General features: G+C 54.8%; 25 protein-coding genes and 1 riboswitch. Of the genes, 6 read left to right on the forward strand and 19 right to left on the reverse strand.

All coding sequences use genetic code 11. The features are described 5' to 3' along the window. Nucleotides 1-413: 413 nt before the first annotated feature. On the reverse strand, nucleotides 414-962 hold the full coding sequence (locus EVJ21_RS13060; RefSeq protein ID WP_070328837.1) for a nitroreductase family protein: 549 nt from the start codon (nucleotides 960-962) through the stop codon (nucleotides 414-416). Between the two features lie 286 nt (nucleotides 963-1,248). Here EVJ21_RS13060 and EVJ21_RS13065 point away from each other — a divergent pair, with 286 nt between their 5' ends. Together EVJ21_RS13065 and EVJ21_RS13070 are read left to right on the forward strand one after the other, a co-directional pair. Then, nucleotides 1,249-1,560: a hypothetical protein gene (locus tag EVJ21_RS13065; protein ID WP_131490657.1), complete on the forward strand. Its 312-nt coding sequence runs from the start codon at nucleotides 1,249-1,251 to the stop codon at nucleotides 1,558-1,560. Next, complete coding sequence (locus EVJ21_RS13070) at nucleotides 1,529-1,759, forward strand: hypothetical protein (RefSeq protein WP_131490658.1); 231 nt, start codon at nucleotides 1,529-1,531, stop codon at nucleotides 1,757-1,759. The genes EVJ21_RS13065 and EVJ21_RS13070 overlap by 32 nt, the downstream gene beginning before the upstream one ends. 99 nt (nucleotides 1,760-1,858) lie before the next feature. Here the strand turns inward: EVJ21_RS13070 and lysA are convergent, their stop codons facing one another. The 10 genes from lysA to EVJ21_RS13120 form a co-directional block, all read right to left on the reverse strand. Continuing rightward, nucleotides 1,859-3,151, reverse strand: coding sequence for a diaminopimelate decarboxylase (gene lysA / locus EVJ21_RS13075; RefSeq protein ID WP_236636593.1), 1,293 nt, complete (start codon nucleotides 3,149-3,151; stop codon nucleotides 1,859-1,861). Beyond that, nucleotides 3,121-4,209 carry an alanine racemase gene (alr, locus tag EVJ21_RS13080; protein ID WP_131465756.1) on the reverse strand — a complete coding sequence of 363 codons (1,089 nt, stop codon included), beginning with the start codon at nucleotides 4,207-4,209 and terminating at the stop codon, nucleotides 3,121-3,123. Before alr ends, lysA begins: the two co-directional genes overlap by 31 nt. 13 nt (nucleotides 4,210-4,222) lie before the next feature. Continuing rightward, on the reverse strand, nucleotides 4,223-5,149 hold the full coding sequence (locus tag EVJ21_RS13085; protein WP_131441174.1) for a branched-chain amino acid transaminase: 927 nt from the start codon (nucleotides 5,147-5,149) through the stop codon (nucleotides 4,223-4,225). 46 nt (nucleotides 5,150-5,195) lie between these two features. Then, nucleotides 5,196-5,903, reverse strand: a complete 708-nt coding sequence (gene dapD, locus EVJ21_RS13090) for a 2,3,4,5-tetrahydropyridine-2,6-dicarboxylate N-acetyltransferase (RefSeq protein ID WP_070328832.1) — start codon at nucleotides 5,901-5,903, stop codon at nucleotides 5,196-5,198. Further along, a complete protein-coding gene (gene dapB, locus EVJ21_RS13095; protein ID WP_070328831.1) occupies nucleotides 5,881-6,630 on the reverse strand; it encodes a 4-hydroxy-tetrahydrodipicolinate reductase in 750 nt (249 codons plus the stop codon). The genes dapD and dapB overlap by 23 nt, the downstream gene beginning before the upstream one ends. Beyond that, a complete protein-coding gene (gene dapA, locus EVJ21_RS13100) occupies nucleotides 6,627-7,508 on the reverse strand; it encodes a 4-hydroxy-tetrahydrodipicolinate synthase (RefSeq protein ID WP_070328830.1) in 882 nt (293 codons plus the stop codon). Before dapA ends, dapB begins: the two co-directional genes overlap by 4 nt. A 12-nt stretch (nucleotides 7,509-7,520) precedes the next feature. Further along, a complete protein-coding gene (locus EVJ21_RS13105) occupies nucleotides 7,521-8,516 on the reverse strand; it encodes an aspartate-semialdehyde dehydrogenase (RefSeq protein ID WP_131465758.1) in 996 nt (331 codons plus the stop codon). Between the two features lie 12 nt (nucleotides 8,517-8,528). Further along, entirely contained in the window at nucleotides 8,529-9,728 is a 1,200-nt protein-coding gene (locus EVJ21_RS13110) for an aspartate kinase (protein ID WP_070328972.1), read from the reverse strand. Between the two features lie 114 nt (nucleotides 9,729-9,842). Further along, nucleotides 9,843-10,023: riboswitch (Lysine riboswitch) on the reverse strand. A gap of 77 nt (nucleotides 10,024-10,100) precedes the next feature. Further along, the gene (locus EVJ21_RS13115) at nucleotides 10,101-10,529 is read right to left on the reverse strand and encodes a GNAT family N-acetyltransferase (protein ID WP_131465760.1); all 429 of its coding nucleotides are present in this window, start codon (nucleotides 10,527-10,529) and stop codon (nucleotides 10,101-10,103) included. Further along, nucleotides 10,523-11,683, reverse strand: coding sequence for an alanyl-tRNA editing protein (locus EVJ21_RS13120; RefSeq protein WP_131465762.1), 1,161 nt, complete (start codon nucleotides 11,681-11,683; stop codon nucleotides 10,523-10,525). The genes EVJ21_RS13115 and EVJ21_RS13120 overlap by 7 nt, the downstream gene beginning before the upstream one ends. A 95-nt stretch (nucleotides 11,684-11,778) precedes the next feature. Between EVJ21_RS13120 and EVJ21_RS13125 the strand changes: the two genes are divergently transcribed. Then, nucleotides 11,779-12,507 (forward strand): GntR family transcriptional regulator, encoded by a 729-nt coding sequence (locus EVJ21_RS13125; protein WP_131456711.1) that lies wholly within the window; start codon nucleotides 11,779-11,781, stop codon nucleotides 12,505-12,507. A 35-nt stretch (nucleotides 12,508-12,542) separates the two neighbouring features. On the opposite strand, the gene EVJ21_RS13130 is transcribed toward EVJ21_RS13125, so the two are convergent. From EVJ21_RS13130 to EVJ21_RS13145, 4 genes are all read right to left on the reverse strand, one after another. Further along, on the reverse strand, nucleotides 12,543-13,646 hold the full coding sequence (locus EVJ21_RS13130; protein ID WP_070328825.1) for an LCP family protein: 1,104 nt from the start codon (nucleotides 13,644-13,646) through the stop codon (nucleotides 12,543-12,545). A gap of 156 nt (nucleotides 13,647-13,802) precedes the next feature. After that, nucleotides 13,803-14,567, reverse strand: coding sequence for a glucosamine-6-phosphate deaminase (gene nagB / locus EVJ21_RS13135; protein ID WP_131490659.1), 765 nt, complete (start codon nucleotides 14,565-14,567; stop codon nucleotides 13,803-13,805). After that, nucleotides 14,564-15,712: an N-acetylglucosamine-6-phosphate deacetylase gene (gene nagA / locus EVJ21_RS13140; protein ID WP_131490660.1), complete on the reverse strand. Its 1,149-nt coding sequence runs from the start codon at nucleotides 15,710-15,712 to the stop codon at nucleotides 14,564-14,566. Before nagA ends, nagB begins: the two co-directional genes overlap by 4 nt. 177 nt (nucleotides 15,713-15,889) lie before the next feature. Next, on the reverse strand, nucleotides 15,890-17,260 hold the full coding sequence (locus EVJ21_RS13145; protein WP_131490661.1) for an MATE family efflux transporter: 1,371 nt from the start codon (nucleotides 17,258-17,260) through the stop codon (nucleotides 15,890-15,892). A 39-nt stretch (nucleotides 17,261-17,299) separates the two neighbouring features. On the opposite strand from EVJ21_RS13145, the gene EVJ21_RS13150 reads away from it, so the two are divergent. Continuing rightward, entirely contained in the window at nucleotides 17,300-18,073 is a 774-nt protein-coding gene (locus EVJ21_RS13150) for a CHAD domain-containing protein (RefSeq protein WP_131490662.1), read from the forward strand. Here the strand turns inward: EVJ21_RS13150 and glsA are convergent. Together glsA and EVJ21_RS13160 are read right to left on the reverse strand one after the other, a co-directional pair. Continuing rightward, nucleotides 18,070-19,011, reverse strand: a complete 942-nt coding sequence (gene glsA / locus EVJ21_RS13155) for a glutaminase A (RefSeq protein WP_070328820.1) — start codon at nucleotides 19,009-19,011, stop codon at nucleotides 18,070-18,072. The two genes, EVJ21_RS13150 and glsA, sit on opposite strands and share 4 nt — an antisense overlap. A 59-nt stretch (nucleotides 19,012-19,070) precedes the next feature. Then, entirely contained in the window at nucleotides 19,071-19,250 is a 180-nt protein-coding gene (locus EVJ21_RS13160; RefSeq protein WP_070328819.1) for a hypothetical protein, read from the reverse strand. Nucleotides 19,251-19,361: 111 nt separating this feature from the next. Here EVJ21_RS13160 and hemG point away from each other — a divergent pair, with 111 nt between their 5' ends. Continuing rightward, nucleotides 19,362-20,729: a protoporphyrinogen oxidase gene (gene hemG, locus EVJ21_RS13165; protein WP_131490663.1), complete on the forward strand. Its 1,368-nt coding sequence runs from the start codon at nucleotides 19,362-19,364 to the stop codon at nucleotides 20,727-20,729. Beyond that, nucleotides 20,726-21,799 carry a TIGR04053 family radical SAM/SPASM domain-containing protein gene (locus tag EVJ21_RS13170; protein ID WP_070328818.1) on the forward strand — a complete coding sequence of 358 codons (1,074 nt, stop codon included), beginning with the start codon at nucleotides 20,726-20,728 and terminating at the stop codon, nucleotides 21,797-21,799. Before hemG ends, EVJ21_RS13170 begins: the two co-directional genes overlap by 4 nt. Before the next feature lie 33 nt (nucleotides 21,800-21,832). Here EVJ21_RS13170 and clpB read toward each other — a convergent pair whose 3' ends face one another. Both clpB and EVJ21_RS13180 read right to left on the reverse strand, forming a co-directional pair. Further along, on the reverse strand, nucleotides 21,833-24,424 hold the full coding sequence (gene clpB, locus EVJ21_RS13175) for an ATP-dependent chaperone ClpB (protein WP_131490664.1): 2,592 nt from the start codon (nucleotides 24,422-24,424) through the stop codon (nucleotides 21,833-21,835). Nucleotides 24,425-24,442: 18 nt separating this feature from the next. Beyond that, nucleotides 24,443-25,309 (reverse strand): DnaJ C-terminal domain-containing protein, encoded by an 867-nt coding sequence (locus EVJ21_RS13180; protein ID WP_070328816.1) that lies wholly within the window; start codon nucleotides 25,307-25,309, stop codon nucleotides 24,443-24,445. Nucleotides 25,310-25,363: the final 54 nt, after the last annotated feature.

The following is a 25,363-nucleotide window of genomic DNA, read 5'->3' on the forward strand; positions in this document are numbered from 1 at the left end:
TCATAAATTGTTAACGATTACCCCGATTTTTCTTCATGTTTCCCTTGTATACTGAGGATGTAGTCAAGCCGACGTGTTGAAAGGGGCCAATTGTATGTATCCAAACCATGCACAACTCATGTTAGACCTGTACGCCTCGTCCATTAACCCGAGCTATTGCCTTCACATCGATGATTCGTTCGATGATACGCTAAAAGGTACACATCGAGAGGTTTGGGAACGGATGCAATCGGATAATGACATAGAAGAAGAAACTCAAACTGGGGGAAAATAATTACCATGATTCCGACGAATGTCATTCAAAACTGGCTTGCTGGCAAGCTCAAAAAATAAACTGAGACGTTTTTAAACGTCTCAGCCTGTTTATACATCCAGCTCGAGTGCGGCCACGCCGTGCTCGAGCTTTTTCATGTTCACTCGAAGATCGTCAAACACGCATCAAGCGACTGCCGCGCCTTCGTCGGCGGAACGTCTTCAAATCGTCCGAGTTGGAGCAGACCGACGAACGTCTCCCCGTCCGCCCCGATCATCTCCTGCAGGCGAGCGTCTTCGAAGATACCGCCCGTCCGCCAGACGAGCCCGATGTTTTGCTCGGCACAGAGCAAATGGAAGTTCTGGATGAACGTCGCCGTCGCGAGCAGTGCATCCTTTTGCCCTTTCTCCGTCTCAAACGGCTTCGTCGTCACGTACACACACGCCGCCGCGTTGCGGATTCGTCCGGTAATCTTCTCTCGCTTGGCCTCAGGACCGTCTTGAAACGCCGGTTCGAGCGCGTCTAACAACACGCCTTTCCCGTCTCCATTGAACAAATAAAGATTCCACGGCTCGACTTTGTTATGAAACGGCGCTTGGTGGGCCGATGTCAGCAACTGATACAGCAATGCCGTATCAAGCGGTTCCTCTACAAACATCCGAATCGTCCGCCGCGACTCGATCAACTGTTGTCCGACTGTCTTCTCCATTAGAAATCACTTCCCCTGATGTAGTCTTTTTCATCATAAGTGAAAACGGTTCTCACGTGTAGCAATTTGACCGAAAAGCATGGGAACTTGGTAGCTCATCGTCCCGTATATAGAAATGACTAGACTGTTCTTTTGATTGAAACTTGCACTCCGTTTGAAGACGATACAAATAAGGAGAGGATCACCGTGACCCCACGTTTCAAATCGTTTCTATGTATGTACGCTCTCGTTCGTCATCTTTACAACAGCATGTCAATCCGCGACATCGTCACCTTTGACGATTGACATGAAGAGCGAAGAAGAACAACGCCAAATCGTAGACAACTTCGCGTTCGAAGATTATAAAGCACTGTTTGACGACGTCATCACCGAAGCAAACCAGTTCGACGTTGAGGAACCGCTTCGAAAGTGGGTAATTCGGACATTGTCCCAAGAGAAACTGTATTATGAAACCGACTTGACGGATGAACAAGTCATCACGCTCTCAACGGAAGCGATGAAGCATGACATCGCATGGAAAATGGTCGCAAAAGAGCAGTACAACATTCACGTAACGGAAGAAGAAATTGACCGTTACATTCAACAAGGACCGGAGTGATTTACCGAGTCATCTCGCCTACGCGAGCGCCCTCGGCTTGTCGCTGCAACAACTAAATCATCAGTTCGATCGAGACCTTTATGAAAAGAATACGATTTGGCTAAAGTTGAAACTTGAGTTGGAAAAGAAGTACCAGACAGACGACAACAACGAGCTCGTTGATCGTTATGAAGCGGAAGTCAACGCACAACTAGATTAACCTGATAGATCGACTCGATAAAGTCGCATCGGTCGTTCATACGAAAAGGGGTTCAGTCGTGTTTATGACTGAACCCCTTTTCTTTATCTACCTACAAAATTATGTCGATTGTCCAATCACTTCACACGCGACCAAGTCTTCGAGTGTCTGTCTGCGGACGACGAGACGATGTGTCCCGTCTTTCACGAACACGACGGCCGGGCGGAGCATTTGGTTATAGTTGCTCGCCATCGAGAAGTTATAGGCGCCTGTCGCTTTGACGAGGAGAAGATCCCCGGCTTCGACCGGCGGGATGAGCGAACGGTTCGAGATGATGTCTCCCGACTCGCAGCATGCCCCGACGATCTTCGCTTCAAGCGTCTTCGCTTCATCCATCCGCGTCGCCGCAATGACGTCATATTCGGCATCATAGAGGGCAGGGCGGATGTTGTCTGTCATGCCGCCGTCGACCGAGACGTATGTGCGGACACCGCTCACGTCTTTGACCGTCCCGACTTCATACAGCGTCGCACCGGCGTTGGCGACGAGCCAACGTCCCGGCTCGATGCCGATTTTCGGGAGCGGTAGACCGAATCGCTCCACTTCTGAAACGAGCGTATCCATCACTTCCGTCATCGTAGCGGCAAAGTCGAGCGGGTCGTCCGTCTCGAGATAGGCGACGCCGAAGCCACCGCCGATGTTCAACACATCAGCCGTAAAGCCGGTCTCCCGACGAATCGTCTCGATGAAGTTGACCATCGTCTTGACCGTATTGATGAACAGCGTCGGTTCTTGAATCTGTGACCCGACGTGACAATGGATCCCTTTCAGATGAAGACGTTCCGTCGCGAGTGTTTCCCGAACCGCTTCGAGATACGTGTCGTCATGCGTCGGGAAACCGAACTTCGTATCGACCCCACCCGTCTGGATCGCCTCGTGGGCGCCTCCGACGACTTGCGGGACGATGCGGAGCAAGACGTCGACGTCGACATCATGCTTTACGGCGAGACCCGAGAGCAGACCGATCTCACGCATGTTGTCGATCGTGAAATGGGTGATGCCGTTCTCGAGCGCGAACGAGATGTCTTGCACCGTCTTATTTGACCCGTGAACGTGAATCCGGTCAGCCGGGACACCGGCATGGAGCGCGACGAACATCTCACCGCGTGAGACGACGTCGATGCTCAAGCCCGCCGTCATGACTTTCTCATACACGGCCGCGATCGACATCGCCTTTGACGCATAGAGCGCGTACGTGTTCGGATACTTATCTAAAAATGCGCTCCGGACGAGCCCGAGCCGAGCTTCAAGTTCTGGCTCGCTCATGATATAGAGCGGTGTCCCGTACGTCGCTTGAAGTTCTTGGACGGATACGCCCTCGATCATACAAACGGATTGGTTGCTGGTGTACATAAAATGCCTCCTTCAAAGCGATGCGGGACACGCCATGAGCGTGCGCATAGTTGTTCCGAGTTGTTGGCGTGCCCGGTCCGGGTCACGTCATCGATCTTCGTCTCATTACCGTACAGCTCGACCCGGTCGCCGATTTGAACCGTCTCGTCGACGCGGAGGAAGCTGTGGCTCATGAAAATATTGCTGACGAACGGGAACGCCCGTCCATTAATGTGGACCGGCAAATGCCGGCGAGCCCGCATCAAGCCATCACCATATCCGACTGACAATACGGCGATCCGCTCTTTCGACGGTGCCGTGTAGCCCGTCCCGTAGCCGACGTGTGCGCCGGCCTCGATGTCGTGCACGGCAACGACTTCCGTCTCCCAATGAAACGCCGGGACGAGCCAATCGACCGCCTCGACCGATGAGTAGCCGTAGAGAAAGATTCCGACCCGGACGTGCGTGCAGTGCCCGAGACGCGGATCGGCTTGAAGCGTCGCCGCGCTGTTGGCGGCATGGACGACTTCAAACGAATGCCGTTCGATCAGACGCGTCGACCAGTCGGCAAACCGTTCGACATGGACGCTGTGCTCGATTTCGGCGTTATCGGCGTCGGCGAGCGGAAAGTGTGTGCATAAACCGACGAGATTGAGCTTTTCATCTTGGCAGAACGCTAAGATGGCGAGCGCTTCTTCGAACGTCTTCGCACCGAACCGGTTCATGCCGACGTCGAGCTTCAAATGAAGACGGACGCCGTCGAGCTCATGGCGTTGTGAGACGAGCCAATCGTACGAACCGATTGCTACATCGAGGCGATGGGCATGGACCGCTGCCCAATCATAGACCGGGTTCATGACCAAGACACGCGCCTCTTCCGCATGACTCCGCACTTCTGTCGCTTCCTCGAGCGTCGTCACCATGAAGTGACGCACCCCCTCTGCGTACAGTGTCGTCACAACTGGCTCCATCCCTAAGTTATAGGCGTTGTTTTTCACGACGGCAAACACCGGTCGGCCGAGTGCCTCGATCCGACGTTTGTTCTCGCGAATCGCGTTTAAGTCAATTGTGACTCCCATACACATTGCTCCCTTATTCTTTGACTGCTTCTTTGACGAACGTGATCCAATCGCGATGTGCCGGGATTTGTCCCGTCACGGTCTCGCGGTAACGGGCGAGCATAGTCGTTGCGACCGTCTGGACCCCGCCGCCGATCGAGATATTGTCGACTTCGATGACACTCGTCACTTCAGCTGCTGTACCCGTCAAGAAGATCTCATCTGCTACATACAATTCGTCACGTCCGATATGGCGCTCGATGACCTCGAACCCTTCTTCACGGGCAAGATCGATGACCGTTTGACGCGTGATGCCGTCGAGGACAGAACAGTCGAGTGACGGTGTGAAAATTTTATTGCCTTTGACGAGGAAGATGTTGGCGACGCTCGCCTCGCTGACGTTTCCGTTCATGTCGAGGGCAATCGCTTCGTCATACCCGTCTCGGACCGCTTCTCCTTTAAGGAGTTGCGAATTCATATAGTTGGCTGCCGCTTTCGCTTGCATCGGCATCATCGTCGACGAGACGCGGCGGTATGACGCGACTTTCGCCCGGATACCGACCGTCTTGCTGAAATATTCGCCGAGCGGCCAGCATGAGATGGCAACGTGTACTTTCGTTTCCTGCGTCGGCATGAGTGCCTGCCAAGGTGTGCCGAGGAAAACGAATGGACGGATGTAACACGCTTCAAAGCCGTTGCGTTCGATCAATTCGATCGTCGCTTGTTCGAGCTCGTCGACCGTGTACGGTAGTTCGACGTGATAGTAAGCACACGAACGAACGAGTCGCTCCAAGTGTTCACGGAGTCGGAAGATGGCTGGACCTTCCTCTGTGTGATACGCCCGAATTCCTTCGAAGAACCCGCTACCGTAGTGGATCGCGTGCGTCATGATACTCGTGTTCGCGTCACTCGGCTCGATCCAAGCCCCGTCTTTCCACATCCATTGTCCATATTGTTCCATTGTTCAACTCTCCCATTCACTTTTGATATTTTCTGTCTATTATACGTTACAGGGAGCGTAAGTCATCCACTAGTTGTGTTTTTTCTGCTGTTTTTTCATCTTTTTGCTTGATGACACGGGCTGGCGTGCCGGCGACGACACTTCCTGCCGGGACGTCGACTGTGACGACACTGCCTGCTGCGACGACCGCATTCTCGCCGACACGGACACCTTCTAAGATGACCGCGTTTGCACCGATCATGACCCCGTCTTCGATGATGACCGGATCTTTTGAAGGCGGCTCGAGGACACCTGCGACGACTGCGCCAGCGCCAAGGTGGACGTTTTTACCGAGTGTGCCGCGGGCGCCGATGACGGCGTTCATGTCGACCATCGACCCGTCACCGATGACGGCGCCGATATTGATGACCGCCCCCATCATGACGACGACGTTGTTGCCGATTTGAACGTGGTCACGGATGAACGAACCTGGTTCGATGCGGGCGTTCAACTTCGTCGTGTCAAGCATCGGCACGGCGCTGTTGCGGCGGTCGAACTCGAGGTGCGAGTCGGTGATGACTGACGCGTTCGCTTCAAGGAAAGCGGCCGCACGTTCAGCCGTCGTGAGGAATAGTTTCGACTCGTCCGTTCCGAATGCTTTTGCTTCTTCGATTGTTAGACCTGCCAACTGACCGTTGACGTACAATTTGACTGGCGTTTCTTTCTTGGCATCTTTAATGTATTGTGCGATTTCATAAGCGTTTGTGAGTAACATGAGTGGCCTCCTCGTATAGGTTCGTTAAATTGTATAATCCGGCTGGGCGGTCGAGAATTGTCGCCGCCGCGGCGAGTGCCCCGTTCGCGAAGACGCGTTTCGACAGGGCCGTATGTTTTAATTCAAGCATTTCATCGTCTCCGGCGAAGAGCACCGTATGCTCACCGAAGATCGTACCGCCGCGGACCGAGTGCATGCCAAGTTCGTCGGCACCTCTCGCCTCACGGCGTGACGCACGTTCGTACACCGGCGTCACGTCCCGCTTCGCCTCGATGGCACGGGCGAGCAGTTCAGCCGTCCCGCTCGGCGCGTCGACTTTTTTACGGTGATGCGCTTCGATCACTTCGATATCATAACCAAGCGTGAGCGGCACGAGCTGGTCAAGCAACTGCTTCAACAGCGCAATCCCGTAAGACGTGTTATACGACTGGAAGATCGGGATCTGTTTCGATGCGTCCTCGATCTTTGCCAGTTCCGCTTCCGAGAAGCCCGTCGTCGCGATGACGAGCGGGATTTGCTTGTCTTTCCCGAACGCGAGCACGTCATCTAGCAGCGCCGGGTTCGAGAAGTCGATGACGACGTCGATCGCGGCGTCAACTTCTTTCAGTGAAACGGGATGATCGCCGCCCGCCGGTGAGACGATGGCCGCGACGTTCAAGTTTTGAGCGAGCGCGACTTCTTCAACGATCTGCCCCATCGCGCCGTATCCGTGAATTAACAAGTTCACTGTCTCACCTCATTAAACTGCTCCATCGCCGACAACAGACGTGCCTCGGCCGTCGCGCTCATCGGAACGAGCGGGAGGCGCGGCGAGCCAAATTCGAAGCCGCGGGCGTTCAACGCCGCCTTGACCGGGATCGGGTTCACTTCGGCGAACAGTTCATCGATGACCGGAAGCAAGCGGATCTGCCATGTGCGGGCCGTCTCTAAATCTCCGGCGAGAAGCGCTTCGGCGAGCGCGACCGTCGCTCCCGGATACACGTTCGAGAGCACCGAGACGACACCTTGGGCGCCCCATGCCATGTACGGCAGGATTTGGTCGTCATTTCCGCAGTAGACCGGGAAACCTTCCGGCAAGTGGGCCATCATTTGCGCCATCACCGAGATGTCCCCGCTCGCTTCTTTCAACGCAGCGATCTGTGGGTGTTCGGCGAGTTCACCGACCGTTGCCGGATCGAGGGCGACGCCTGTCCGTGACGGGACGTTGTAGAGCATGAGTGGAATCGGTGACGCGTCGGCGATCGCCGTGAAGTGGGCGATCAGCCCCGCTTGGGTCGACTTATTATAGTAAGGCGTGACGACCATCGCCATCTCGGCACCAAGTTCTGCCGCCCGTTTCGTCTTGGTGATACTTAACGCCGTATTGTTCGACCCTGTCCCGGCGATGATGACGGCACGACCGGCGGCGACTTCGATCGCCTTCGTGAGGAGCGTCTCGAACTCTTCGTCCGTGATCGTCATCCCTTCGCCTGTCGTCCCCCCGATGACAAGACCGCTGACGCCTTCTTTGATTTGATCTTCAATCAATGCTTCCCACGCTGTGAGATTTAACTGACCGTCCGTTTGGAACGGTGTAGCGAGTGCTGTAGCGACTCCTGTGAACATATGATTTCCCCCTTATTTCGTAGCGACTTGCCCGATCATGCACTGGGCGATTTGAACGGCGTTCGCCGCCGCCCCTTTGCGAACGTTATCGGCGACACACCAGAGATGGAACGTGTTCGGTTGCGACTCGTCGCGGCGGACGCGACCGACGTACACTTCGTCCGTCCCGTTCGCATCGAGCGGCGTCGGGTAGACGAGTTCGCTCGGGTTGTCCATGAGGACGACGCCTGGCGCGTCACTGAGGACCGCCTTCACTTCCGCGAGCGTCGCTTCGCGATCGAGCGTGACCGTGATCGAGACGGCGTGGCTGTTACGGACCGGGACGCGGACACACGTCGCCGTCACACCTAATTCTGGTGCGTTCAAAATTTTGCGTGTCTCGTCGATCATCTTTTGTTCTTCTTTCGTGTAGCCGTTCTCGAGGAAGACATCAATATGCGGCAGCACGTTATCGTAGATCGGATACGGGTAGTTTTGCGGCTCTTCACCGCGGGCGCCCCGTTCGAGATCTTCGATGCCTTTTTGTCCCGAACCGGAGACGGCTTGGTAAGACGTATAGGCGACACGCGTCAATCCATACACTTCTGCGAGCGGTGCGAGGGCGACGACCGATTGGATCGTCGAGCAGTTCGGATTGGCGATGAGCATCTTGTCCGGGCCCAGTTCGACTCGGTTCACTTCTGGTACGACGAGCGGGATTCCTGCTTGCATCCGGAACGCGCTCGAGTTATCGATGACGATGACCCCTTGTTCACTCAGACGCGGTGCATACTGTTCACTGATGCTACCACCGGCCGAGAACAAGGCGATGTCGATCGCGTCTGCGTAAATCGCGTCCGACAGTTCACGGATGACGATGTCGCGACCGTTCACTTCGACTGTTTTCCCAGCCGAGCGGGCTGACGCATATAGTAATAGTTCATTGATTGGAAACTCATATTCTGTGAGCACGTCGATCATTTTTTGACCGACGGCGCCTGTCGCACCGATGACGGCAACGTTGTACATGGTAACTCCCCCTTATAAATGGAAACGCTCCGCGATGGCCGCGACCGCCGCTTCAACGTCTTGATCGTTAATCGTGTAAGAGATGCTGATCTCTGAAGTTGTGACTTGATAGAACGGGATCCCGCTCTCACGGAACGTGGCGAACAATCCGGCTGCGACGCCGGTCGCGTCGCGCATGCCGATGCCGACGACCGAGATTTTCGCATGTTCGGTATGACGGTCGATTTTAATTTGCGGGAACGCCTCCGTCAGTTCGGCGAGCGCTTCTTCGAGGAACGCCTCCTCGTCAAGTGGACAAGTGAACGACAGGAACACTTCACCGTCGAACGCTGTCTGACTGATCATGTCGATATTGACGTGACGCTGTGACAACTTCTCGAAAATATCGGCAACCCCTGCCACTGAATGCGGAATATGTTTGATCGAGACGCTGAGCACGTTTTTCACGACGCTCACGCTCGTCACCGCTTTTTGTTCCATCGCCTGTGTCATATCCATGATCCATGTTCCTCCTTCGCTCGATAGCGTCTTCCCTACAAAGATGTTCACATCATATTTTTTGGCCAGCTCGACGCTGCGCATTTCCATCACTTTCGAGCCGAGCGCGCTCATTTCCATCATCTCGTCATACGAGACGGTATCTAGGCGACGTGCCGTTTTATGGATACGCGGGTCGGCCGTATAGACACCGGCGACGTCCGTATAAATCTCACAACGTTTACTGAGGACGGCGGCAAGTGCGACGGCTGTCGTATCCGAACCACCGCGTCCGAGCGTCGTTACATCCCCGAACTCGTTGACGCCTTGGAAGCCGGCGACGATGACGACGTCATTCGTTCTGAGCCTTTCTTCCAACACTTCTTTCCGGATCGCTTTGATCTTACTTTTCGTGTGAATGCCCATCGTGTCGATCCCGGCCTGTTGCCCCGTGAGCGAGATGGCGGCGACGCCTCGTGAGTTCAAGGCGATGCTGAGTAGACTGATCGTCTGTTCTTCTCCGACGGCGAGCAAGCGGTCGAGCTCACGAATCATCGGACGCTCTGTAATTTGTTTTGCGAGTGACAGGAGCGAATCGGTCGTTTTCCCCATCGCGGAGACGACGACGACGAGTTTCTCGCCAGCAACGACTCGTGTCTGTAAATATTCAGAAATTGCCTGAATCTGTTCGATTGTGGCAACAGAACTTCCTCCAAATTTTAGTACGGTTGTCATCAGGTTCCCCACTTTCATGATGTCGACCAACAGAAAAAGCGGCAGACCGGTAGGAAGCACTCTCCCTACGGTCTGCCGCTTGTACGCGCAGTTGAAAAACGATTAAAAAATCGTTCCGTAGATAGCGCTCCATGGCATTTCATCCATGGCAGTGTAGGCGTTGTTCACGACTACCCCAGCCTTCGTTCGTACGCATGCGAACGTTGACTTCGGCGAATTTCCCCTTTCGGCTCGATCCGGAATGCGTCCGTTTCAATCAAGCTTACTCATGTCATTCGCAACCTCTATCTGTCAGTTGTTAGTTTTAGTTATAACAAATGCTTCCCGGCTTGCCAACCTTTTTTTAGAAAAAAAGAAACTTTCTAAAAATAATCACCACGACTTCTTCATCATCCGATGCGGGATATCGGCGTCTAAAAACTCGTCACCGAACGTCGTATAGTCGAGCCGTTCATAGAACGGGAGCGCCGTCAGTTGAGCGCCGAGCTTCAACTCATGCAGCCCGCTCTCGCGCGCCACATCCTCGATTTCGAGCATCAGCTTTTTCGCATATCCGTTCCCTCTCGCCGATGCGAGCGTGGCGACCCGTTCGACTTTGCCGACACCGTCTCCGATTGGTCGCAGTCGTGCCGTCGTCACGGGCTCCCCGTCTATCATCCCGACAAAATGGATACAGATTGGATCGAGGTCGTCATATTCGAGCGCCGGGTCAATCCCTTGCTCGCCGATAAAGACAACCTCCCGTACGGAACGGGCTCGTTCGATGAGCGACGTGTCGTTGCCGTGTTCAATCGTCAACATGACACCACTCCTTCCTGTAACCGTTTGACGACTTCTGCCGTGGCCCGTTCTAGGTCGACGATCGATTCGAAGCGGGCTTGGGCTTGTTTATGACTGCCACCGCCCCGACCGATGCCAAGGTCGTCTAACGTCCGTTTTAAAAACTTGCCGATGGCGATGTCATGCGTCCCGTCATGCATGAGCAACAGTTTTTGTCCGGTATGATTGGCACCGACGGCAATCCGTCCGGTCGCCGCGATCCGTTCGACGATCATCGTCGTGAGCGTCTCCGCCTCGGTCTTGCCGATGTGCGTGATGACGTAATTGTCCTCTTGTAAGAATGCTGCGACTTTCGCCTTGGCGACCCGGGCCTCGAGCACCTTCACTTCTTTTTCACGTTCGAGTCGCGCCGTCCGCTCTTCGGCGACACGGGCCGCGACCGTCTCGTTCGTCGTCGACAACGTTTGATGGATCGCCCGTAGCGCGGTGCGCGAAGATTGGATGACCGTTAGTGCCCGCATCCCTGCGACATACGTCAAACGAACGTTCCCCCGCACTTTTTTCATCGAGGTCACTTTAATGATCCCGAGCTGGCCGGTCGTCGACACATGCGTCCCTCCGCAAGCGTTATAATCGAGTCCATCGATTTCGACGATCCGAATCGTGCCGGTGCGATCCGTCGCTTTACGTAACCGGTCATGCTCGACTTCGCCATCCTGTAATTCAAAAATGTGAATCGGTCGGTTGTCGAAGATGATCTGCTGAACGTCACGTTCTAACGTTTCGATTAACTCCCAATCGAATGATTCGGCCGCGATCTCGATCGATGAATCGTCAGCACTGATTCCAAAACTGAGCGTCTCGATACCGTATCGGTCTTCAAGCAAGGCCGTCAGCACGTGTTGCGCCGTATGTTGGATCGAGTGGTCGTGACGTGTCGCTGCGTCGATTTGACCGATCACTACCGTTGCTTCGTCGATTGGCTCGTTGACGAGGTGCCACACGGTCGAGTCGTCACGTTGCACATCTAAAACGGCTTGTCCGCCAATCGTCCCTGTATCGGCCGGTTGTCCGCCACCTTCCGCGTAAAAATGTGTTGCTGCAAGCGCGATCCACGTGCCCCGCTCATCTTCCCGCTGCGCTGTCACCGTCGTTTCAAATTGCCATGAGTTCATATTGGTCGCCACCTTTTCTGCATGATATGTTCAGACAACTAGTCTGATTTGGTCTATAATAAGTAACACTTACCCTTAGGTCAGGAGCGATATGTATGTTACAGATTGATAAAAAGTCCCCGCTACCTATTTATTATCAAATCGAAGCCTATTTAAAGCAACAAATAGACGCTGGCGAGCTCCAACCCGGCGAATCGATCCCGTCCGAACGGGAATATTCGGAGCGGTATAACGTCAGCCGGATGACGGTGCGCCAGGCGATCACGAACCTCGTCAACGCTGGTTATTTGAGCCGTCAAAAAGGACGTGGTACGTTCGTCGCCAGTAAAAAAATCACGATGGCGTTGTCCGGTTTGACGAGTTTCTCAGAAGAAATCAAACACCGGGGCATGCGCCCGTTCAGCCGTCTATTGTCATTCGACACGATTCCGGCCTCGAATAAAATCGCGCAGAAATTGAATGTCGCAGCCAGTACGCCGGTCTATGAGATGAAGCGTCTCCGACTCGCCGACGAGGACGTGCTCGCTTTAGAGACCGCCTATATCCCGGTCGCCTTATTGCCCGAACTGACCGAGGCAGATGCCGTCGGCTCGATTTATGAGTTCGCCGAACAGTCCGGACTGCGTTTGAAAAACGCGACACAGACGCTCGAAGCCCGAAGCGCCGGACCTGTTGAAGCGAAGCTGTTGACCATCTCCCCGAACGCGCCCGTCCTATTGATCGACCAACGGACGTATCTCGAGAACGGCGACATGTTCGAATACAGTCGTTCTTTGTTCCGCGGCGATGCGTATTCGTTCACTGTCGCGATGGAACGCACCTAAAAAAATGGTTTGCCCCGCTGAGGGCAAACCATTTTTTATTGGGCTTCGTATGTGATGCCGGACGGGTCGAGCATATAAGACTCGAGCTCCGTCTCCGTCATCGCTTCGACTTCGTTGCCGGAATCCGCTTGTTGCACACGGTACCGGACCTCGTCGAGCAACGGTTCGTTCAAGAAGTAATAGAAGTGGCCGTCATTGCCACGCGCACCTTCTCCGGTCAATTGATATTGAACCGTGTTGTTAAGGGCACCGACGTCTTCGATCAAACGCATATAGTCGTTCGGTCCAAGCGTCGTCTGCATATTGTCACCGACCGATTTGAGCACTTTATCATAGTTGTTGATCAATGACGTGCCGAGCGACTGCTCGAGCACGGCGTTGATGACTTCCATTTGACGTTGGCCGCGCCCGATGTCCCCGCGCGGGTCGTCATAGCGGTTTCGAACATAAGCGAGTGCTTCTTCACCCGACAACTGCTGAAGGCCGGCTTCGACTTGGACGGCTTCACGGGATGCGTCATAACTCTTCTGTTCAGACGAGAACGGAACGTCGATTTCGACGCCTCCGACAGCATCGATGAAGTCGACGAATCCTTGGAAGTTGAGCGACACGACGTGGTCGATTTCAACACCGACTAGGTCTTCGACCGTATTCGTCGACATGCGCATACCGTTGTTCGGATCCGACTCGTCCATCGATCCGAAATAGTAGGCGTGCGTGATTTTGTCTTGATCGAGACCGGTCTTACCGTAAGGGATATCGAATCCTGTGTAATCGATATTGACGTACGAGTCTCGCGGAATGCTGAGCATCGTCGTCTGCTTGTCTTTCTTGTTCAAAATGACGACAATCATGACGTCAGAGCGACCGAACTCCCCTCGCGCTTTCTTTTGCGGGGAGAGGTCGGTCCCGAGCACGAGGAAACTTTCGGTGTCCTCTTTATCAAACCGGGTCGGTTCGATCGTCGGGTCGTCCTCGAGCGTCACTTGTGTGCCGGACAACATGTTGTGCGCTTTATAAAAAGCCGCCCCATACATGCTAGAGCCGACGATGACGGCAATGAGGATCAGCGAGCTGAACACTTTATAAAACGTAGACGGACCTTTACGCCGTCTACGCGCCTGGGTTCTTGAGTTCATGTTTTTCTCCTTCACGGTCGAATGATACGAGCTTCACTTATTATAGAGGAATCCTCGAGTTTTGTCGAAAACGTTTTGATGACAAACTCATTTCCATACAATTTCCCATAATCGCAACCAAAAAAACCTGGGGACGTGCGTCCCCAGGTTGAACGGTTATGAGCGGATCGAGAAGAACCGTGCGGCTGCTTCGCTTCCGCGTGCCTGCAAAGCTTGCGCGCACTGTGAGGCCGCCTCGGTATCAAGTACGATCGTGACACTCGGATGCGCCTGCAAAATCGTCGCGGGCCAATCGACAGACGGCACACTCTCGATCATGTGATGGACCGCGTTCGCTTTTCGGTCTCCCGTTGCGACGAGAACAATCTCGCGCGCGTTCATGATCGTATCGAGTCCCATCGTGATCGCGTGCGTCGGGACTTCTTCGCTTGCATCGAAGAAGCGGCGATTCGCCTCCCGCGTCGACTCAGTGAGCGCTGTCACGTGCGTCTTCGCATCGAGCGCCGTCCTCGGTTCGTTGAACGCGATATGCCCGTTTTCACCGATCCCGAGCAGTTGAAGATCGACACCGATTGATCGGACGAGCTGTTCATACCGCTCCGCTTCAGCATCAGGATCTTTTGCGTCACCACGCGGAAGATGGCTTTCTTTGAACGGAACATCGTTGAACAGACGTTCTTCCATGAAATGATAGTAGCTTTGAGGATGACTCGGAGCAAGCCCGATATATTCGTCCAAATTGACGCTTGTCACATGGCGGCAATCGAGCTGGTCCTGCTTGAACATCTTATACATCCCGACCGGCGTGCTCCCCGTCGCCAGCCCGAGCACGAACTCACGTTTCCCGGCCAATCGCTCTTTAATGAGCGTATAGGCAATCTGTTCAGCGTCCGCTGGTGTCTTCGCTACTAATATATTCATTTCACGTCCTCCTTCTCAAATCCGATGCGTCCTTGGTGAATTGTCTGCTCGACCGTCAATGACTCGTCCCAGATGACGAGATCAGCGTCAAACCCGGCTGCGATTGACCCTTTTTTACTCATGCCGAACTCCGCGGCTTGGTTCGCGGACGTCATCTTCACTGCTTCTTGAATCGTGCAGCCGGTGAAGGCGATGATGTTGCGGAACGCCGCGTCCATCGTCAACACACTTCCAGCCAAGTTACCGGCTTCAAGCCGCGCTGCGCCATCCTCGACGATGACCGGTTGTCCCCCGAGCTCGTAACGCCCGTCCGGAAGACCTTTCGCCCGCATCGCATCCGTGATGACGACGAGACCGTCTGCGCCTTTCAAGCGATACGCGAAATCGACCATCTCGGGGCGGCTGTGAATCCCGTCCGGAATAATTTCAACCATGACGTCCCGTTCTAACAGGCAGTAACCGACCGTCCCCGGTTCACGGTGGTGCAACCCGCGCATTTGATTGTATAAATGTGTGCCGTGCTTCACGCCAGCCGCTTTGTTCTCGGCAAACGTCGCATTCGTATGACCGGCTGAGCCGATGGCACCCGATTCAATCATTACTCGCTCAAGCTCTCGTGCGCCCGGACGTTCCGGTGCGTACGTGACGAGTCGGATGTGACCGCCCGCCTCGTCTTGCCAGATGCGAAACTGTTCGGCGTCAGGATCGATAATATATTCTGCGGGTTGAGCCCCCGCGTTCTCGACGTTGACGAACGGTCCTTCTAGATGGATACCGCCAACCGTCGTCTCGTTTGACTCGATGACGTCACGGACAGACTCGAGCGCCTTGGTGATTTCTTCCGGTGACTGCGTGATCGTCGTCGCAAAAAACGAGGTCACTCCTTCGGCGAGCATCGATTGACTGAGGAAACGTAACCGGTCTCGGTCCGCATCCATCGTGTCGACGTCATAACCCCCGTGGACATGTATATCAATCATGCCCGGTGTCACGAGTTTTCCTGCGACATCGATCACTGTCTCATCTCCAGCCTCATAGTCAGCCATCGCCCCGACCGCTTCAATCGTTTTCCCGTTTATCCGAACGTAACCCTGTTCCCACGTCTCCTGTCCAGAAACGAGGTGTGCGTTAATAATCACCATCATCAGTCATCCACCCTTTCACTACTATTCTCGACAATAGCATAACAAAAATCAGTATAGTTGTATAGACCAATTTGTCCATTTTAAAAAAACATCAAATCATCAGTCATTTGCCCGACTTCCCTGCGACTCAAACAAAAAAAGGCTGAACCTGGGCGAACCAGATCTAACCTTATTTTGTCACGCCGTCTCTTCGACAGCTGCTTTGGCATTGTATCGTTTGACGATATGGACGAGGCGCATGAACAAGAGCACTGCCCCGGCGGCAAGTCCGACGATGAGCCCGATCCAATAACCATCGGGACCGAAGCCGAACCGTTCCGCGAGTAAGAAACCGAGCGGCAGCCCGATCACCCAGTAGGCGATGAGCGACAACACGAGCGTCACGTTGACGTCCTTGAAACCGCGCAAGATGCCTTGAATCGGGGCGGCGACGGCGTCAGACAATTGGAAGAAGACCGCAAAGATCATGAAGTGGGCCGCAAGTTCCACGACAGCGGCGTCATTCGTATAAATGGCGGCGACGCGTTCATTCTGCCAGAACAACAAGGCGCCTGAAAATGATGATACGGCCAGACAGAGCGCGATCCCAATCTTGGCATAGCGCACCGCGTCTTGGAGCCGACGGGCACCGAGTTCATAGCCGACGACGATCGTCAAAGCGCTCGAAGCGGACAACGGCAACATATAGACGAACGAGGCAAAGTTGATCGCCGCTTGGTGGGCGGCGACGATATTGTCCCCGTACTCGCTAAGGAGTAGTGTCACGGCCGCGAAGATGCTGACCTCGGCAAAGATGGCGAGGCCGATCGGCGTCCCGAGCTTGAGCAGCTCTTTTTGGCGCGGCCATGCTAAACGATCCGGCGCGCGCAGGAACCGATACTCAAGGAACGGTTTCCCGCTCCGGACGAACGCGAACGCCATGAAGAAGAGAAGCCAATACGTGATCGCAGAAGCGATGCCGGCCCCGATGCCTCCATAAGCAGGAAGTCCGAGCTTCCCGAAAATGAAGATGTAGTTTAACCCGACGTTAATGGGTAACCCTAATAGTATAAGCAACATGGAAATTCGGGTTTTTCCGAGTGAATCCATGAGCGTCCGGAGCACGTTGAACAAGAACATCGGCAAGACGCCGAATCCGAGCGCGAGCAAATAACCTTTGGCGATTCGTTTTCCTTCCTCACTTAGCCCCATCCCGTCCACTGCGGCCGGAACGAGGAACGCACCGAGGACGAGTGTCGCGATGCTCAGTCCGATCGCTAAGTAAACGCCTTGATACAACGTCCGTTGGATATGTTGGATATTACGGGCCCCGAGCGCCTGAGCGACAATCGGTGCGACTGCAAGCAGAATCCCGCTCAGTCCCGTATAGACCGGCATCCATAGACTCGAGCCGACACCGACGCCAGCCAAGTCGACGGCTCCGGCTCGGCCTGACATGACCGTATCGAAGAAGCTGATTAAGTAGAATGATACTTGCGTGACCAAAATCGGAAAGAAAATCGTGAAGAACAATTTTATTTTTTCGTTAAGTGAATGCGTTTGATACATGGACAACCCTCATCTCATTTCAGAAAGGAACAAATTCGGATGAATCAACGGAATGCAGAGAAGCTAAAGTACGAACTATTGGAAACATGGAATACGTTCAACCATTATATGACCGAAGCGCTCACCTTTCAAAACACAGAAGACGTGCATCAGGCCCGGGTCCATTTGCGCAAGTTGCTGACGTTCATGCAACTGTACGAAACGAAACCTTCCACGTATCGGCAATTGAAACAGCTGATGGAAGCGCTCGGCGCGGTCCGTGACGGGGACGTGTTGCTCCAAGGTCTCGCAATCGAGACCGGGCTCGAGCAGGCGTTTGCCGATCACATGGAAGCGAACCGCGCCAAAGACCGGACGTTATTAAATTCGCGCGTCACCGAAAAGATGACGCCGTCGCTCGACCAACAAGTGCGCCGCTTCATCGGCGGTCAATTGTATCGCTCGTTAAAGAAGCAAGACGCCTCAGCGTTTCTCGATAAGGCAAAATCGGAGCGGAAACGCCGCGTCGAGTCCCACCACCACGCCACATCAAAGCATGACCGGCTCGAGGCACTCCATAAAGTCCGGCTCGCCGTGAAGCGTGAACGCTACTTGCACGAGTACTTGATAAACTACGAAGAAAAGGCCTCGAAAGACCAGGTCCAAAAGTTGAAACGGCTCCAAACAGAGCTCGGTGAGATGAATGACCGTCATCAATTGCTGCTGCGCTGGACCGATTTTTCACCGCCGACCGAATACGTTTCGGCGTATGAACGACTCATCGACACACTGCACGAGCAACTTGACGCTTCTGTCGACGCCATCAAGCTCTAGCGTGACGTGTAGCGTTCGACGAGTAGTTCGAGTAGCTTCATACCAGCAATCGAATTGCCTTTTGAGTCGAGCGCGGGACCGAAAATCCCGAAGCCGACGTCGCTCAGTCCGAGTTCGTGCTTCCCAGTCGCGAGAATCGCACCCGACACCCCGCTCTTCCCTGGCAGACCGACACGAACCGCAAACTCACCGGAAGCGTCATACATGCCGCACGTCGTCATGATCGCTTTGACGATGCGGACGACCCGCCGCGGAATCAACTCTTCGCCTGTGACCGGGTCTTCCCCGTTGCCCGCGAGCACCCGTCCGATGCGGGCCAACTCAAAACAGTCGATCTCGATGGCACATTGTTTCGTATAGACGTCGATGATCTCATCGACGTCACCTTCCACGATGCCGTGGTGGCGCATGAAATAAAGCAAGGCCCGGTTCAAGTCGGTCGTCTCGTATTCCGAGCGGGCGACTTTTTCGTTGTACGTCACTTCTTCGACCGGCACGCCGAGTAACGTCGCTAAAAATTGACGGAACTGATAAATTTTAAGTTCCGCCGTATCCCCTAATATCATGCTCGTGACGGCTAGCGCCCCGGCGTTAATCATCGGATTGAGTGGTTTCGATGGCACAGTCTCTTCGAGCTTGGCGATCGAGTTGAACGCATCACCCGTAGGCTCCATTCCGACTTTCGAGAACACGAAGTCCTCGCCGAACTCCATCAACACGTAACAAAGCGCGAGTGCTTTCGAGACGCTTTGAATCGTAAACTTATGATGGACATCACCCGCATGGATGTAAGAACCGTCAGGCAGGCAAATCGCCACGCCGAGCAAGTCATCCTTGACATGTGCGAGCTCAGGGATATAATCCGCAACTTTTCCTTGAGCCGTATACGGACGACACTCGTCGACCAAATGCGCCAACTGTTGTTCTAATACGTTCATCAAAATCACCTCATATCCGATAGTTTACAACCGGCTCATCTTATCATATCTTCTCAAGCTTAGCCATCAGGCGGACCGTCATCTTTGGACGATCCTGGCTTGTACCAGTCTTCGTCGGCCCAAATGACCGGCGGACTTTCCTCATCCCCGGCAAGCTTCTCTCCATGTCGGTTCATCGCGGCGATGAATGCGACAATCCCAACGACGACAATCGAAGCTGTGATGCCGAACCAAACCATAGTCGCCCCTCCCTTTCATCCGTGACAATTTCGTCTAGAACCGTGTGATACTTATCCTATGTCTACACCCATATTCTCGGTACGGTTAATTCGAAGACTATATAGAAATGGGTGAATCAATTGAACAACATTGCGATTATCGGGGGCGGCATCACGGGTATGGCCGCTGCCTACTATGCGAAACAGGCCGGTGCACACGTCACACTCTATGAATCGAGTGATCGGATCGGCGGGAAAATCAAGACGGTTTATCGGGACGGATTTGTACTCGAATGCGGTCCCGACGGTTATATGGCCAGAAAGCCGACGTTGACCGAGCTCATCACCGAACTCGGTCTTGATGAACAGCTCGTTCGTTCACAGACCGGCACGTCTTACATATACGTTCGCAACAAGTTACGGCAAATGCCAAACGGTTCTGTCATGGGCATCCCCACGAAATTTTGGCCGATGGTGAAGACCGACCTGTTCACGTGGCGTGGAAAGGCTCGGGCCGGGATGGACTTGGTGCTCCCCCGCGTCTATGCGGGCGAAGACATTTCGCTCGACACGTTTTTCCGGACCCGGCTCGGCTCTGAAGTCGTCGAATCGATGATCGAACCACTCCTGTCAGGCATTTATAACGGGACGCTTCAAGATATGAGCATCGAGTCTACTTTCCCTCAGTTTATCACGATTGAACAAAAAACACGCAGCTTGATTCTCGGCATGAAAGCACTCACGCCGCCTGTACAAGCCGGAGTGAAACCGCGTGAGGCCGGGAAGTTTTTATCGTTACAAAACGGGCTCGGAATCCTCATCGAGGCGCTCCGTCCGTCGATCGACCGCCTCTACACCGGCACCCGTGTCGCCTCGGTCCGCCCTCATGAGATCGAACTCGAGGACGGCACGATCGAACAGTTTGACGGCATCATCTTAGCGACTTCGCCGAATGCGCTCGGCCCGATCCTCGGAATCCCCGAGGCGGAGCGATTATCTCAATTGAAGCGCACCTCATCGATCACCGTCCTCGCGGCGTTCGACGAGAAAGATGTGGCGTCACTCGACGGGACAGGTTACGTCATCGCCAAAGCGGAAGCCAATGCGTTGACCGCCTGCAGTTGGATGCATAAGAAATGGCCCCACATGGCACCGAAAGGTAAGGCGCTCTTGCGCGTCTATATCGGTTCCGATCACGTTCCCGACTTATTAGCCGCAGCGGATCAAGCGGTCGCCGAGTTTGCGTTAAACGAGCTCCGCAAAATTCAACACGTCGGGACACCGCTTTTCACGAAAGTCGAGCGCCACGTCGATACGATGCCACAATACGAGGTCGGTCATAAGCAACATGTGCACGCGTTCGAACATGCCTTGGCCGCTCTCGATGGCGTCGAGGCGTGCGGGGCGATCTTACACGGGGTCGGGCTTCCCGACTGTGTCGATTCCGCCAAACAGGCCGTCATGCGGGCGATGACGGCGAAGCAGGCGGTGCGCTCATGAAACGGATTGATTACAACGAGAACCCGTTCATCGTCATCTGGGAAGTGACGCGCGCCTGCGCCTTGTCTTGCGTCCATTGCCGGGCCGAGGCGCAGTACCATCGTTACCCGGATGAATTAGACACGGCGCAAGGCAAAGCGCTCATTCGTGACATTTACGCGATGGACAACCCGATTCTCGTCTTCACAGGCGGCGACCCACTCATGCGTGAAGACTTGTTCGAGTTGACTGAATACGCGGCGTCACTCGGCATGCGCGTCTCAATGACTCCATCAGCGACGCCACGGGTGACTCATGACGCGGTCAGACGGGCCAAAGCGGCCGGGTTGACACGCTGGGCGTTCTCACTCGACGGTGCCGACGCGAAAGCGCACGATTATTTCCGGGGGACACGCGGCAGCTTCGAGCGGACGATTCGCGGCATCTCCTATTTCCGGGAGGAAGGCATGTCGTTCCAAATCAATACGACCGTGACCGAGTACAACGTCGACCAACTGCCAGAGATCGCGAAACTCGTTGGTGAGCTCGGCGTCTCGGTCTGGACGCTGTTCTTCCTCGTCCCGACCGGTCGCGGCTCGCTCCTGCAACCGATCTCGCCGGAACGACATGAGGACGTGCTGCGCTGGGCGTTCGCGCTGCAAGAACATGTGCCATACATCATCTCGACGACCGAGGCCCAGTTCTATCGCCGGGTCGCCCGGCAAGAAAATCAAAAACGGAAAGACGCAGGACTCGCGCCGATCGGTCATCCACATGACGACCTCGCCAAAGCGCCACGCGGGACGAATGACGGCAACGGCTTCGTCTTCATCTCTCACACCGGTGATGTTCAACCGTCCGGCTTCCTGCCGATCAACTGCGGCAACGTCAAAACGACACCGCTTGCCGAGATTTATCGGGAACATCCGGTGTTCAAGACGCTGCGTGACCCGGACACGCACGGCGGCAAATGCGGCTACTGCGAATACCGTTACTTATGCGGCGGATCGCGTGCCCGAGCCTACGCCGTCACCGGCGACTATAAGGCAGAGGAACCGTATTGCACGTATCAACCTGAACACGCGAAATAAGGAGCGCAGGCCTCGGCCTGTGCTCCTTATTGTTTAGTACGCCACCGTCGTCGGACGGAGCGTCAATTCTCCGTTCTCGACGTCGATCATGACGGTCTGACCATCCTCGACGTCACCGGCGAGAATGCTGCGCGCGAGCTTCGTCTCGATCGTCCGTTGTACGTAACGGTTGATCGGACGGGCGCCGAACTGTGGCTCGTACGCTTCGTCGGCGATGAACGCTTTCGCCGCGTCCGAGATTTCGATCCGAATCGAGCGTGCCGTCAAGCGGCTGCCCATCCGAGCGACCGCTTTCTCGACAATCTGTCCGATTTGGGCGCGCGTGAGCGGATGGAACAAGATCGTTTCATCGACCCGGTTCAAGAACTCCGGCCGGAAGTGGCGACGGAGCCGCTCGATGACTTGACGTTCTTCCTCTTCATCGATGACACCGTCTTTCGCGGCCTCGAGTAAAATATCGGCCCCGATGTTTGAAGTCATGATGACGATCGTGTTCTTAAAGTCGACGACGCGACCGTGTGAATCGGTCAAGCGACCGTCATCGAGCAATTGTAGCAAGATGTTGAACACGTCGGCGTGCGCTTTCTCGACTTCGTCAAGCAAGAGCACCGAGTACGGGCTGCGGCGCACCGCTTCTGTCAATTGACCGCCCTCTTCGTAGCCGACATATCCTGGAGGTGCCCCGACGAGGCGAGATACGGCATGTTTCTCCATGTACTCACTCATGTCGAGACGGACGATGTGGTCTTCAGAATCGAACATCGCTTCGGCGAGCGCTTTCCCGAGTTCGGTCTTCCCGACCCCGGTCGGACCGAGGAAGAGGAACGAGCCAATCGGACGGTTCGGGTCTTTAATGCCGGCCCGGGCCCGGATAACGGCGTCGCTGACGAGTCGGATCGCCTCATCTTGTCCGAAGACACGTTGATGCAGCACCGTCTCGAGGTTGAGCAACTTGTCGCGCTCACCTTCTGTCAACTTCGTCACCGGGATGCCCGTCCATTTCGAGACGACCTCGGCGATCTCTTCTTCCGTCACTTCTTCCCGGACGAGTTCACGCGTCACCGAGCCGGCGAGACGTTCCGCTTCAGCGAGGTCACGTTCGAGCTCTGGAATCCGTCCGTACTTCAACTCGGAAGCCCGATTCAAGTCGTAGCGGCTCTCGGCTTCTTGCAGTTCGAGCTTCACTTTCTCGAGGTCCCCGCGAATGTGTTGGACGCGGTGTGTCGACTCTTTCTCGTTCTCCCAGCGCAGGCGGAGCGCATCCGCTTGTTCACGCGTCGAGGCGAGCTCTTGCTGGAGCACGTCGAGACGTTTTTTCGAAGCCTCGTCGCTCTCTTTCTTCAAAGCAGCCTCTTCGATTTCAAGTTGCATGACGCGACGTACGAGTTCGTCGAGTTCCGCCGGCATCGATTCCATCTCGGTCCGGATCATCGCGCACGATTCGTCGACAAGGTCGATTGCCTTGTCCGGCATGAACCGGTCGGTGATGTAGCGGTTCGACAGTACAGCCGCCGCGACGAGCGCATTATCATGAATGCGGACGCCGTGATGGATCTCAAAGCGTTCTTTCAATCCGCGCAAAATCGAGACCGTGTCTTCGACGTCCGGCTCGGCGACGAGCACTTGCTGGAAGCGACGTTCGAGCGCCGGGTCTTTTTCGATATATTGGCGGTACTCATCGAGTGTCGTCGCGCCGATACAGTGAAGTTCACCGCGGGCGAGCATCGGTTTGAGCATGTTGCCCGCGTCCATCGCGCCTTCCGCTTTGCCGGCCCCGACGATCGTGTGCAACTCGTCGATGAAGAGGAGGATCTTCCCTTCCGCCTCTTTCACTTCGTTCAAGACCGCTTGTAACCGTTCCTCGAACTCGCCGCGATATTTGGCGCCGGCGACGAGCGAGCTCATGTCGAGACTGAAGATCGTCTTGTCTTTTAAGCTTTCCGGGACGTCACCGCGGACGATGCGCTGGGCAAGTCCTTCGACGATCGCCGTCTTCCCGACCCCTGGCTCCCCAATGAGCACCGGGTTGTTTTTCGTCTTCCGGCTCAAGATGCGGATGACGCGGCGAATCTCACTGTCACGCCCGATGACGGGGTCGATCTTTCCGGTCTTCACTTCTTGAATCAAATCACGGCCGTACTTCGTCAAGACGTCGTACGTCGCTTCCGGTGACTTCGACGTGATGCGTCGGTTGCCGCGCACGGCGACGAGCGCCTCGCGCAACTTGTCCTCGGTCACGCCTTTACGCTCGAGCATCGCTTGCGTCTGGCTCTTGTTGAGGAGAATTCCGAGTAGGACGTGTTCGACCGAGACGTACTCGTCACTCATACCGGTCGCTTCACGCTCGGCCGTCGTCAACACGTTAAGCAGCGAGGCCGAGATCATCGGTGTCGTCGGATTTTGAAGTTTCGGTGCGTTCTTGAGCGCCATTGCTACTTCTGCTTCTATCTCCGCGACGTTCAACTCCATCTTTTGCAACAACAGTGGAATGATGCCATCAGCTTGCGAAATCATCGAGGCGAGGACGTGCCATTCATTCATCTCGCTATGATGATACTGTTTAGCAAGTGCTTGCGAACTGACGATCCCTTCATGCGCTTTATCTGTAAATCGATTGAAATCCATGTTGTTTCCTCCTTATGCTCAGCGTTCTAGTTGTTCATAAACAGACCGGTGGGCGGCGTCGAGCGGCAAGTCGACCTCGAGTTGGATGAACAAATCGGACCGGACTTTTGAAGCGGTCATGAAACCACGACCCGGAATCCGCATCCGTTGGCCCGGACGTGAGCCCGGTTTGACTTTAAGCTTGACGCGGCCGCCGTCGAGCGTCGCCACGACGACTTCGGTACCGTCTAGGAAAGCGAGTGGCCGCAACCGTTTGACGGTGATGACGTTCGCTCCTTCTCGTCGATACGTCTCGTCATCGGTGAAATGGAGTTCGACGTACACATCGCCCCGGTCGCCTGATTGACCGACTTTGCTGCTCTTGCCTTTCAGTCGAAGTTTTTGGCCCTCATGGGCGCCTTGCGGAATCTTCACGTTGACCGTACCCGTTTGCAGGCGCAAACTCACTTTCGAATCACTCGTCAACTGACTGAGCGGCACGTTGACCCGGACCGTCTCATCTAAATCTTCTTCTACCGCTTGGTTGAAGAAACTTCCGAACATGTCGTCGAATCCGAACGTCCGCGACGTCGTGCGTGATCCGCCACCGAACTGACGGAACAAGTCTTCAAATTGCGCCGAACCTTCCCCGTATCCGTCACCGTCATACGTCCCTTGACCGAACGTCGGGCCTTCCGGACTGCCGTAACGGTCATAATTCGCTTTCTTGTCAGGGTCGCTCAACACATCGAACGCTTCTTGGATTGCTTTGAACTGATCTTGTGCCCCCGGCTCTTTATTCACATCCGGATGATATTGTTTCGCTAGTTTTCGATAAGCTCGCTTAATGTCTTGGTCGGATGCCTGTTTCGACACGCCAAGCACGTCATAGTAGTTTTTCGTCATCTCGATTCACCTCACCTTATTCTTTCCCGTTTCTGTTAAGTCTATTCTACCGAT

The sequence above is a fragment of the Exiguobacterium sp. SH0S2 genome, from assembly GCF_004337185.1.
Taxonomy (GTDB): domain Bacteria; phylum Bacillota; class Bacilli; order Exiguobacteriales; family Exiguobacteriaceae; genus Exiguobacterium; species Exiguobacterium aurantiacum_A.